The sequence below is a fragment of the Alphaproteobacteria bacterium genome (assembly GCA_020638555.1).
GTDB lineage: Bacteria > Pseudomonadota > Alphaproteobacteria > Bin95 > Bin95 > JACKII01.
In genome coordinates this window covers 875288-887367 of sequence record JACKII010000001.1, presented here as the reverse complement: position 1 = coordinate 887367, position 12080 = coordinate 875288, and the positions used below count along the sequence as shown (strand labels likewise).

General features: G+C 67.7%; 8 protein-coding genes. 1 reads left to right on the top strand and 7 read right to left on the bottom strand.

Annotated features, from left to right (window positions below):
• Window positions 1-121 precede the first annotated feature (121 nt).
• Window positions 122-1210, top strand: a complete 1089-nt coding sequence (locus H6844_04155) for an acyl-CoA dehydrogenase (GenBank protein MCB9928598.1) — start codon at window positions 122-124, stop codon at window positions 1208-1210.
• A 122-nt stretch (window positions 1211-1332) separates the two neighbouring features.
• Here the strand turns inward: H6844_04155 and H6844_04150 are convergent, their stop codons facing one another.
• From H6844_04150 to H6844_04120, 7 genes are all read right to left on the bottom strand, one after another.
• The gene (locus H6844_04150; protein ID MCB9928597.1) at window positions 1333-3357 is read right to left on the bottom strand and encodes a TRAP transporter fused permease subunit; all 2025 of its coding nucleotides are present in this window, start codon (window positions 3355-3357) and stop codon (window positions 1333-1335) included.
• A gap of 124 nt (window positions 3358-3481) precedes the next feature.
• The gene (locus H6844_04145; GenBank protein MCB9928596.1) at window positions 3482-4651 is read right to left on the bottom strand and encodes a TAXI family TRAP transporter solute-binding subunit; all 1170 of its coding nucleotides are present in this window, start codon (window positions 4649-4651) and stop codon (window positions 3482-3484) included.
• Between the two features lie 153 nt (window positions 4652-4804).
• Window positions 4805-5974: a TAXI family TRAP transporter solute-binding subunit gene (locus tag H6844_04140; GenBank protein ID MCB9928595.1), complete on the bottom strand. Its 1170-nt coding sequence runs from the start codon at window positions 5972-5974 to the stop codon at window positions 4805-4807.
• 155 nt (window positions 5975-6129) lie between these two features.
• Entirely contained in the window at window positions 6130-7302 is a 1173-nt protein-coding gene (locus H6844_04135) for a TAXI family TRAP transporter solute-binding subunit (protein MCB9928594.1), read from the bottom strand.
• 216 nt (window positions 7303-7518) lie between these two features.
• A complete protein-coding gene (locus tag H6844_04130; GenBank protein MCB9928593.1) occupies window positions 7519-8685 on the bottom strand; it encodes a TAXI family TRAP transporter solute-binding subunit in 1167 nt (388 codons plus the stop codon).
• A 99-nt stretch (window positions 8686-8784) separates the two neighbouring features.
• A complete protein-coding gene (selB, locus tag H6844_04125) occupies window positions 8785-10662 on the bottom strand; it encodes a selenocysteine-specific translation elongation factor (GenBank protein MCB9928592.1) in 1878 nt (625 codons plus the stop codon).
• Window positions 10659-12068 (bottom strand): L-seryl-tRNA(Sec) selenium transferase, encoded by a 1410-nt coding sequence (locus H6844_04120; GenBank protein MCB9928591.1) that lies wholly within the window; start codon window positions 12066-12068, stop codon window positions 10659-10661. The genes selB and H6844_04120 overlap by 4 nt, the downstream gene beginning before the upstream one ends.
• Between the last annotated feature and the right edge of the window lie 12 nt (window positions 12069-12080).

Here is a 12080-nt window from a genome sequence, read left to right as displayed (position 1 = left end):
GGTAACCTGATACGCGCGCATCCCGCGCACTTGCGCAAGCGCCCGCTTGACAGTTCCCCCGCGCCCGCGTTTCCTGCACGACCAACACGATCCGCATTTCCGAACGGCAAGAATCACCCCCATGACCGACTCGATCATCGTCGATACCGTCACCCGCGTATGCCAGGACCTGTGCGAACCCGGCGTCGTCAACGACGCGGAGGAAGGCAAATGGCCGGCGGACCTCTGGAACACGCTGGAGGAAAGCGGCCTGACGCTCACCTGGGTCAGCGATGAACTGGGCGGCGCCGGCGCGGAGATGGCCGACGGCTTCGCCGTGCTGAAAGTGGCCGGCGCCTTCGCCACCCCGGTGCCGCTCGCCGAAACGCTGATGGCCGGCTGGCTGCTGGCCCAGGCCGGCATGCAGGTGCCGATGGGGCCGATGACCGTCGCTCCCGCAGGCCCCGACCAGCGCATCACCCTGAAGGGCGGCCAGTTGGAGGGTTCGGCCCGTGCGGTGCCGTTCGCCCGCAATGCCGACCACATCGTCGTGCTGGCGCGCGAGGCCGGCCCGGTGCCGGAGCAGGAAGCCCTGGTCGTGGCCATGGTGCGCGCCGGCGCCTGCTCGATCGTGCCCGGCACCTCGCTGGCGGGCGAGCCGGCCGACGACGTCTCGTTCGATGCCGTCGTCCCGGTCAGCGTCGAGCCCGCCCCGGCCGGCCTGGACGAGGCGGCGCTGCAAGGCTTCGGCGCCACCGTGCGCGCGGCCCAGATGGCCGGCGCCCTGCAACGCATTCTCGACCAGTCGGTGGAATATGCGCTGGAGCGCGAACAGTTCGGCCGGCCGATCGCCAAGTTCCAGGCGATCCAGCACGCGCTTGCCGAGCTGGCGGGCGAAGCCGCTGCCGCCGGCGCTGCCGCGGACGCCGCTGCCGAGGCGGTCTCCGCCCCGGACGCCCTGACCGCCGACGGCTGGAGCGAGGCGGCGCTGGCCGAAATCGCCACCGCCAAGGTCCGGGTGGGCGAGGCCGCGACCAAGGGCTCGGCCATCGCGCACCAGTCGCACGGCGCCATGGGCTTCACCTACGAGCACTCGCTGCACCACCGCACCCGCCGCCTCTGGACCTGGCGCGACGAGTTCGGCAACGAGGCCGAATGGTCGATCCGGCTGGGGCAGATGGTGGCCCAGCGCGGCGCCGACGACCTCTGGGCCTTCGTCACCGGCACCTGAGCCGGCGCGCTTCCAACCCACCGGCGACACACCGTCCCCGACGGCCCCTGCGAGCCACGAAAAAACCCCCGGACCAGCCTGGTCCGGGGGTTTAATTTCGCCGCAACGCGGAGGAACAGGCGCTATTCCGCCGGCACCGGCGCCACGGACCGGTTGGCGATCCAGGTCAGCACGATGGTGGGCACGATCAGCACCGCCGCCGCCAGGCTCAGCTCCCAGTTGCTGTAGCCGACGATCTTGCCGCCCGGCAGCATCATGATGACGCCGCCGACGAACAGCACGATGCGCAACGCGAAGCCGACCGGCCCCCAGAACACCATGGTTCCGACGCCGATCAGATAGCCTTGCAAGGCCGCGCCGAGCAGCGCGACGCCGACCAGGGCGGCCGCGACCACCTCGATCACATAAAGGGTGGGCCCTTGGCCAATCAGCGCCGGGTTGAGCGCGAAGAAGAAGGGCACGAAATAGATCACGGTGCCAAGCCGCATCGCCTCGAACCCGGTCTTGACCGGACTCGCCTCCGCCACGCTTGCCGCCGCATAGGCGCCGATGGCCACCGGCGGGGTGATGAAGCTGATCATGCCCCAGTAGAGCAGGAACAGGTGCACGGCCAGCTTGTTCAGGCCGCCGTCGACCAGGGCCGGCGACACGGTCACCGCCAGGAACAGATAGGCCGCCGTCACCGTCATGCCCATGCCCAGGATGAAGCTGGTCACCGCGCCCAAAATCAGCAGCATGATGACACTGTCGCCGGCCACGTTCACCAGCTCATAGGCGATGGAGCCGATCTTGCCGGACAGCGTCAGCGCGCCGATGATCAGGCCGATGCCGGCCAGAATCGCCGCCAGTTCGGTGAACAGCTTGCCGATGCCGACCAGGAAATCCAGCAGTTTGCGCATGTTCCAGCGATGCCGCGGCGAGACCTGGTTGATCAGCAGCAGCAACAGGCTGGCATAGTAGGGCGCCTGCGCCTCGCGCTGCATGTAGAGCAGCATGACGATCAGCAGGGCGAAGACGAAGATGAAATACCAGCCCTCTTTGAGAACGGTCAGGACCCGCGGCAGTTCCGACACCGGCAGGCCCTTCATCTTGAAGCGGGCCGAATAGGCGTCGATCTGCACGAACAGGCCGAAATAATACAGCACCGAGGGGATCACCGCCGCCAGGACGATGTCGCCATAGGGGATTTCCAGATAGGTCGCCATGACGAAGGCCGTGGCGCCCATGATCGGCGGCATCAGCACGCCGCCGGTGGAGGCGCAGGCCTCGACGCCGCCGGCATAGGCGGGCCGGAAGCCGACCCGCTTCATCGCCGGAATGGTCATGACGCCGGTGGTCAGCACGTTGGTGATCACCGAACCGCTCATCGAGCCCATCAGGCCGGAGGCGAAGATCGCCACCTTGGCCGGCCCGCCCCGGTACTTGCCCAGCATGGCAAAGGCCAGGTTCAGGAAGAAGGCACCGCCGCCGGTAAACTGCAAGGCCACACCGAACACCAGGAAGCCCACCACCAGGTTGGCGAAGGCGGTCATCGGAATGCCCAGCACGCTCTCCGTGCCGTAGATGTGGAAGGCGGCCGCCACCGTCCACGTGGTCGGCTGGCCCTGCAGCACGCCCGGGAACCAGTCCGCATAGACCGGGTAGATCGACAGGATCACGCAGACGAAGAAGATCGGCAGACCGCCGCCGCGCCGCGCCGCTTCCAGCACGATCGCCCACATGACGAAAGCCAGGATTGCCGGCGTCTGCGGCGGCAGGTATTCCCAGCCGTCCTCCAGGATCTCGTTGCCGTGGGTCACGAAATAGATCGAAATCCCAAAGGTAACGGCGGCAATCAGTATGTCATACCATGGCACCCGGTCCATGGGCCCCACCCCCGCCCAGGGCGGATAGAGCAGGAATACCAGCGGCAGCAGCAGCCCCAGCATGGCATAGAAATACTCGGTTTCCAGCGGCACATAGAGGCCGAGCCGGTTGCCGAGACCGAAAATCACATAGATCGAGAGCGCGATCGACAACAGCGCCGATGCAAGCAGGATCGTCCACCAAAAGGGGGACAGTTTGCGGTGGCGGTCGACGGCAGCTTCAGCCTGTTCGACCGCTTCTTCAGCACTGACGGAACCGGGTTCCGGCGACGGGCTTGTCATGGAGGAGGAGACCGTTTCGGGTTAGAGATGCAGGGTTCGGGTGGGAGAGGCAACAGACGCCGCGCGACGGCGCCGGGCAAGGAGCACATGGCCACGGCCGGCGGCGGCCATGTGCCCGGATCGATCAATCGTCATTCAAGGGCTCCGCGAACGGCACGCTCAGGCCCGCGGCCTTCAGATGCTGGGCACGGGTTTCAAGCCATTTGGCCTCGAAGGCGTCACCGGTCACGCCCATGCCCCGAAACGCCTTCCAGGCCGCTGCCAGCACCGCGTTGCGCTGCAACAGGCGATCGGTGTTGGCCTGAGCGTCCGCGTCCCAGACCCCCGCTTCCTTGAAGAAGCGAATCGAGCCGGGGTGATAGGGAAACACCCAGCCGAAGCGCTGGTTGGCCAGTTGGTAGCCATCCATGCCGGGACCGGCATCCTTGTAGCTGTCGTAATTCTCCATCACCGCCTTGGTCAGGTTGTAGGCGATGCTGTCCGGCAGGTCCGGCAGGCTGATGAAGATGGGATAGGGATAGCCGGCGCCCTCATACGACTTGGCACCGCCGGGATTGTGATCGATCGCCACCGCATTCGTGACCGTCATTTGATAGATATAGGGCGCCACGGCGTGCAGACGCTCCCAGCCCGCGGTATCGTTGTGCGGGAAGGGCAGATGCCAGAGACCGCGCGGGCTCGCCGCGATCTGATTGCCGACGCTCGAAATGCTGGAACCCCAGGCCGCATCCGCCTGTCCGTCCAGAATGGCCTGCATGGACTGGCCCCAGCCGGGCACCACAACCTTGGTGACGTCGTCCCAGGTCAACCCGGCGAAGGCCAACGCCGCTGTCGTGTTCAGATTGAGCGACGGGGCGCCCTTGGTCCAGGTGATGCGCTTGCCTTTCAGGCCGGCATAACTGTTGATCCCCAGGTCATGCGCCACCAACATCCCGCCGCCGGCGCCGCCGATATTGTTGAACAGGTTGTAGAGCGGCGTCGGCCCCCAGCGTTCGTTGGCGAACATATAGACGCCTTCCTGGCCGAAATAGGCGGCGATACCGCAGGCGCAGAGTTCCGCCTGCTTCGCCTTCAGCGGCAGCATGCGGCTGACATCGTTCTTGCCGGGGATGATGCGCAGGCTGGTACCGTACTTCGCCTTCAGCATGTTGCCGAGGCCGACCGACTGGGCATAGCCGGAAGACGTGCTGCCATAGGCCGTCCACGACAAGTCCGCGGGCAGTTCGATGTCCGCGGCGGCCGCGTTGCCCGCAAGCAGCAACGCGGCGCAGGTCCAGGCTAGAATCGATCGCATGAGGCATCCTCCGCTAACACGGTCGTCATTGGCCGCACCCGGTTTCTTACCGGATTGCTGGCGAGGCGCCATTGAAGCATCGGCTTCCGGCGGACGCAACCGACCGTGGAAAGACGCCGCCCGACCCCAAAGGCCGGGCGGCTTCCGCACGGATCACTCTTCCGGTAGCGGCTCAGGGAAGGGCACTTTCATGCCGGCATCCTTCAGATGCTTGGCCCGCACCTCCAGCCAGGCTTTCTCATAGCCATCGCCGGACACGCCCATGCCCTGGAATTCCTTCCAGGCGGCGGCCAGCACCTCGTTCCGCTTCAGCAGGCCGTCGGTGTTGGCCTGATTCTCGGCCGTCCACTTGCCGATCTCCTTGAAATAGCGGATCGAACCCGGATGGTAGGGGAAAATCCACGACAGGTTCTGGTTCTGGACCTGATAGCCATCCATGCCGGGGCCGGAATCCTTGTAGGTCTCGTAGTTTTCCATCACTGCCTTGGTCAGGCCATAGGCAACGGTCTCGTCCATGGTCGGGTTGGCGACGAAGATCGGATAGGGGAAGCCCGCGCCGTCAAACGCCTTGCCGCCGGTCGGGTTTTTCTCGATCGCCACCGCGTTCGTCACTTCGATCGGATACCAGTGCGGCGCGATCGCCTGCGCACGGGCCCAGGCCGCCTTGTCGTCGTGCGGGAACGGCAGATGGATCAGGCTGCGCGGGCTGGCGCTGATCTGGTTGTATTTCGACGAAATGGTCGAGCCGTAGGCGGCATCGGCCTGGCCATCGATGATTGCCTGCATCGACTGGCCCCAGCCCGGCACCACGACCTTCTCGACATCGTTCCAGGTCAGGCCGGCGAAGGCCAGCACCGCGGTGGAGTTCAGGTTCAGCGCCGGCGAACCCTTCACCCAGGTGACGCGCTTGCCCTTCAGATCAGCATAACCCTTCACGCCCAGATCGCCGGCGACGATCAGACCCGCGCCATTGCGGCCGATATTGTTGAACAGGTTGTAGAGCGGCGTCGGGCCCCATTTCGGCTCGGCGAACATGAACACGCCTTCCTGGCCGAAATACGCCGCGATGCCGCAAGCGCAGATGTCCGCCTGCCCGGCCTTCAGCGGCAGCATGCGGCTGACGTCGTTCTTGCCGGGAATGATGCGCAGTTCGACGTCGTATTTCGCCTTCAGCATATTGCCGAGGCCGACCGACTGTGCGTAACCGGAGGACGTGGTGCCGTAGGCCGTCCAGGACAGATTCTTCGGCAGTTGCACGTCCGCGGCCAGCGCGCTGCCTGCCATCAATACGGATGCCGCCACCGCAGCGAAAAGCGATCTCATGACGTTGATCTCCCAGTTTTTTGCCCCGCCTGATCGGCGTGGGTCCTTTTGAACGGGCGGGATTTGAGCATGCGATACAAGCGAAGGCAACCGGAGATAAAAAAACCGGCGGGAATCGCCCCGCCGGCCACCTTCTCGCTCCGAGCCGGCCGGGCTCAGTCCGGCTCGGGCAGCGGACTTTGAAACGGCACCGCCAGCCCGGCGGCACGCAAATGCTCCGCCCGCACGGCCAGCCAGGCGGTTTCGAACGCGTCCTTGGCGACGGTCGTCTTCCGGAACGCGGCCCAGGCATCCGCCAGCACCCGGTTGCGCTGCAACAGGCCGTCGGTCGTGGCCTGGTTCTCCGCGGTCCAGCGACCGGCTTCCTTGTAATAGCGGATCGCACCCGGATGGTAGGGCAGCACCCAGGACAGGTTCTGGTTCTGCAACTGGTAGCCATCCATGCCCGGCCCGGCATTCTTGAACAGGTCGTAATTCTCCATCACCGCCTTGGTCAGGCCATAGGCGGTGGCGTCGGACAGGGTCGGCATGCCGACAAAGGTCGGGTAGGGATAGGCCGCGCCATCGTACGACTTCGCCCCGGTCGGGTTCTTTTCCAGGGCGATCGCATTCGTCACCGTCACCGGATACCAATAGGGGGCGACGGCCAAAGCCCGCGCCCAGGCCGCCTTGTCGTCATGCGGGAACGGCAGGTGGATCAGGCTGCGCGGACTGGCGCTGATCTGGTTGTAAATGCTGGAAAGCGTGGTGCCGAACGCGGCATCGGCCTGGCCGTCCAGGATCGCCTGCATGGCCTGGCCCCAGCCGGGCACGACCACGCGGACCACGTCGCTCCAGGTCAGGCCGGCAAAGGCCAGGTTGGCGGTGGTGTTCAGGTTGACTTCCGGGGCGCCCTTGGCCCAGGCGATGCGCTTGCCCTTCAGGTCGGCAAAGCGCGTCACGCCCAGATCGCCGGCCACGATCAGGCCGGCACCGTTGCGGCCGATATTGTTGAACAGATTGTAGATCGGCGTCGGCCCCCAGCGGTCGTTGGCGAACATGTAGACGCCTTCCTGGCCGAAATACGCGGCAATGCCGCAGGCACAGATATCCGCCTGGTTCGCCTTCAGCGGCAGCATGCGGCTGACGTCGTTCTTGCCCGGAATAATGCGCAGGTCGGTGTCGTACTTGGCCTTCAGCATGTTGCCGAGGCCAATCGACTGGGAATAGCCCGACGATGTCGTGCCATAGGCCGTCCAGGCCAGTTGCTTCGGCAGTTGCACGTCCGCCGCCAGGGCGTTGCCCGCCATCAAGCCCGCCGCCGCAAGGGCCGCCACAATCCATCGCATCGCGTTTCCATCCTTTGGAGAGCGCGCCCCATCGCTCGCGCGGGGCGTCGAGTCGTTGGCGGGATTGGACCACGGGGCCTCGCCAATGGCAACCAGCCCGATAGCAATCGACCCGATGACAACTGGCCCGATGCCAACCGGCCCGGCATCCTGATACGAAAACGGCCGGCGGGATTGCCCCGCCGGCCGCTGGAAATCGGCGCGAATGACAGACCGTCAGTTCGGCTCGGGCAGCGGGTCCTTGAACGGCACCGGCATGCCGGCGTCGCTCAGATGCTTGGCCCGCACCTCCAGCCATTTGGCCTCGTGCTCATCCTTCGAGACGTCCATGCCCTTGAAGTCCTTCCACGCGGCGGCCAACACCTCCAGACGCTTCAGCAGCATGTCCTGGTTGGCCTGGGCGGCGTCGGTCCACACACCCGCTTCCTTGTAAAAGCGGATGGCGCCCTCATGATACGGGAACACCCACTCGAAATTCTGGTTCTGGAGCTGGTAGCCGTCCATGCCCGGACCGGAGTCCTTGTAGACCTCGTAATTCTCCATCACCGCCTTGGTCAGGTTGTAGGCCAGGTCGGTGTCCAGCTTGTCCATGCCGACAAAGATCGGATAGGGGTAGTTGTTGCCCTCGTAAGGCACCTTGCCCGACGTGTTCGACTCGATGTCGACCGCGTTGCTGATCATCTGCTGGTTCCAGAACGGCGCCACCGCCTTGGCCCGGGCCCAGGCTTCGGTGTCGCTGAACGGCAGGGCCACATGGGTCAGGCCACGCGGGCTCGCGCCCAGCTGGTTGAAGATGCTGGAGATGGTCGAGCCCACCGCCGCATCCGACTGGCCGTCGATGATCGCCTGCATGGACTGGCCCCAGCCCGGCACAACCACCACCTGCACGTCATCCAGGGTCAGGCCGCCGAAGGCGAGCGCCGCCAGCAGGTTGACCTGCAATGCCGGCGAACCCTTCACCCACGACACGCGCTTGCCCTTCAGGTCGGCAAAGCTTTTGACGTGCAGGTCGCCCGCGACGATGGTCGACTGGCCGTTGCGGCCGATATTGTTGAACAGGTTATAGAGCTTGGTCGGCCCCCAGCGGTCGTCGGCGAACATGAACACGCCTTCCTGACCGAAATAGGCGGCAATACCGCAGGCGCAGATATCGGCCTGGCCCACCTTGATCGGCAGCATGCGGCTGACATCGTTCTTGCCCGGGATGATGCGCAGGTCGGTGTCGTACTTGGCCTTCAGCATGTTGCCGATGCCGACCGACTGGGCATAGCCGGACGAGGTGGTGCCATAGGCCGTCCAGGCCAGATGCTTCGGCAGGCCGCCGTCAGCATAGGCCGCGGTGCCAATAACCGCCATGGCCGCGGCGGCGATCAGAGAACGCATATGGGGTAACTCCCTATCCCAATCGTGACATTCGGACCGTGGTACACGGCCGATCCGGGCGGAATGGACCATTCTCGGCACGATTGCGCAAGAGGCAGCTTACAAAAGGATGCGCGTATCGCCCCGGCGGCGGGTGATGCCGGCCCGGTCGAAATACTCCAACACCTCGATCGCGACATTGCGGCCGATGCCGGTGGCATCCTTGTATTGCTGGGCGGTGAAGCGGCCGTCCGGCTGGTCCGCGGCCAGTTGCCGGGCCGACTCGACCAGGGCCTCAATCGCCGGCGGCGGGAAGAACCGATTCTTGGCCACCGGCGCCACCAGCGCCAGATTGGCCGCCCGGCGCAGCACCGCCTCGATCCGCACTGGCTCCTCGCCGACGCTGGCCGCCAGTTCCCGCACCCGCGGCGGGCGCAGGCCACCCTCCAGCAGCAGCGGCTCCAATTCCTCCCACAGCACGCGGTCGGCATGGGCCATGGTGGCCTCGTGCTCGACCAGGGCCACCATCGGCCCCACCTGCTTGGTGACGCCGTCGGCGAGCGCCAGGGCCAGCGCCGCCGCCCAGGTCGGCCGCGGCGCCGAGGTCGTCAGCGTCCGGCGCAGGCTTTCCGGCGGCGCGCCGGCGCGGTCGCGAAAGTCCTCGTGCCAGCGGGTCAGCGCCGCGCGCACCCGCTCGACCCAGCCGGCCGCATGCTCCGGGCTGAACGAGAGGCCGGCCGCCGTCCTGGCGTCCAGCCGCGCCGTCAGCGTCTCGCGCTCCGCCGCCATCAGGTTGTGGGCCAGCGCGAACCGGCCGAGATCCAACCCGTTCGGCGAGGCCGCCAGCGCCGCCGCCAGCGCGGCACCGCGGTCCGGCCGGTCCAGCGCCGCCAGAAAGGCCAGCCGCTCCGGCGCGCGCCGGCCGCGGGCGGGCGGGAACGGGTCCACCACCCGGCCGCCGCCCAGCGTCAGCCGGGCCGACTGGTCGCGCAGCACGAAGCGGTCGCCCGCCAGCGCACCCACCGCATGGTCCAGCACCAGTTGCGCCCAGCCGCTTTCGCCCGGCTCCAGCCGCCGCCCTTCCAGCAGGGCCAGCCGCCCGGTCACGTCCGCCGCGCCCAGATGCACATGCACCGGCTGGCGGTCTCCGAGCGAGAGGCCCTCGCCCGCCGCGACCCGCACGCACACGTCAATCCGATCGGTCGGCGCGTGCACTGCCGGCGCCAGGATCCAGTCGCCGCGACGCACCAGGTCCTTGTCGACGCCGACCAGGTTCAGCGCCAGCCGCTGGCGTTCCCGGCCGGTATCGCTCTCCGCATTCTGGGCGTGGAGCGAACGCACCCGCACCTCGCGCCCCAATGGCGAGAGCAGCAGCCGGTCGCCCACATGGACCTCGCCGCTGACCGCCGTGCCGGTCACCACCAGGCCGGCGCCCTGCAACGTAAAGGCCCGATCCACCGCCAGCCGGAAATGGCCGGAGACCGCCGGTCGGTCCAGGCCGCGCGCCCGCTCCAGCAGCCAGGCCTTCAAGTCCGCCACGCCCTGGCCGGTATAGGCAGAGGTGACCCAGAGCGGCGCGTCCGCCATACAGGTGCCGCGGGTGGCGGCGCGGATTTCCTGCTCCACCTCCGCCAGCCGCTCGGCCGAGACCCGGTCGGCCTTGGTGACGACCACCGCGCCCGCCGGCACCGCCATCAGGTCGAGAATGGCGAGGTGTTCCCGCGTCTGCGGCATCGGCCCGTCGTCGGCGGCCACCACCAGCAGGGCGAGGTCGATGCCGGCGACGCCCGCCAGCATGGTGCGCACGAATTTCTCGTGGCCCGGCACGTCGACAAAGCCGACGGTCAGCCCGGCCTCCACCGGCCAGTAGGCGAAGCCCAGGTCGATGGTCATGCCGCGGCGTTTTTCTTCCGGCAGCCGGTCGGCGTCGATGCCGGTCAGCGCCTGCACCAGCGCGGTCTTGCCATGGTCGATATGGCCGGCGGTGGCGACGATCATGGCCGCAACTCCCGCAACTGTGCCGCGAACCCGGCCTTGTCCTCCAGGCAGCGCAGGTCGAGCCAGAGGGCGTCGTCCGCCAGCCGGCCCACCACCGGCCGCGGCAGCGCGCGCAGCGCCGCCGCCAGGCGCTGCAACGCCCGGCCGCTGCCTTTCGCCGCCACCGGCCGCGCCACCAGGGCGGCGCTCGGCAGCAGGTCCACCGGCAGCGCGCCGGAGCCGATCTGGCTCTGGCAATCCTCGACGCCGACCGCGAAGCCGTCGCCCACCGCCGCCGCAAACCCCGGCGCCAGCCGCTCGGCCAGGTCGCGGATCTCCGCCGCCGGCCGGGTCAGCAGGCGCAGCGAGGGAATGCGCCGCGCCGCCCGTTCCGGGTCGTCATAGAGCGCCAGCGTCGCCTCCAGCGCGGCCAGCATCACCTTGTCGAGGCGCATGGCCCGCTTCAGCGGGTTGCGCCGCAGCTTCTCCACCAGGTCCTTGCGGCCGACCACCAGGCCCGCCTGCGGCCCGCCCAGCAGCTTGTCGCCGCTGAAGGTGACGATGTCGGCGCCGTCGGCCAGTGCCTCCGCCGCGGTCCGCTCCGCCGGCAGGCCCAGCGCCGCCATGTCGATCAGCGCGCCCGAGCCCAGGTCGTCGATGAAAGGCAGGCCGTGCGCGTGCGCCAGCGCCGCGATCTCGCGCGGCGGCGGCTTGGCGGTAAAGCCCTGGATCGCATAATTCGAGGGATGCACCGTCATCAGCGCGCCGGTCCTGGGCTCGGTTTCGGTTTCAATGGCCTCGGCGTAGTCCTTCAGGTGGGTGCGGTTGGTGGTGCCGACCTCCACCAGCCGGGCACCGGCCCGCTTCATCACGTCCGGCACGCGGAAGGCGCCGCCGATCTCCACCAATTCGCCGCGGCTGACCGGCACCGCCTTGCCGCTGGCAAGCGCGTTCAGGGCTAGCAGCACCGCGGCGGCGTTGTTGTTGACCACCAGCGCCGCCTCCGCGCCGGTCAGTTCGCAGAGCCAGCGTTCCACATGCGCGTCCCGCTCGCCGCGCCGGCCCTTGGCCAGGTCGAACTCCACGGCGGACGCGCCGGCAGCGGCGACCATGGCCCGGATCGCCTCCTCGGCCAGCGGCGCGCGGCCCAGATTGGTGTGCAACACCGTACCGGTCAGATTGTAGACCGCCTTGAGGCCGATGGCCTGCCGCGCCGCCAGCCGGCGCGAGAGAGCGTCCGGCAGGGCGTCGGCATCGAACGCGCCGGCCGCCCGCGCCTCGTCCAGCGCCGCGCGCACCGCCGCGACCAGCGGGCGGCGGCCATAAGGGCCGGCCAGGGCGGCAATCGCCGGCTCGGACAGCAGGCGTTCGACGGAGGGCAGGCGCAGGGCAGAAGCGGTTTTGTTCGGCGCGGTTTTGTTCGACATGGCGCTAGTAAG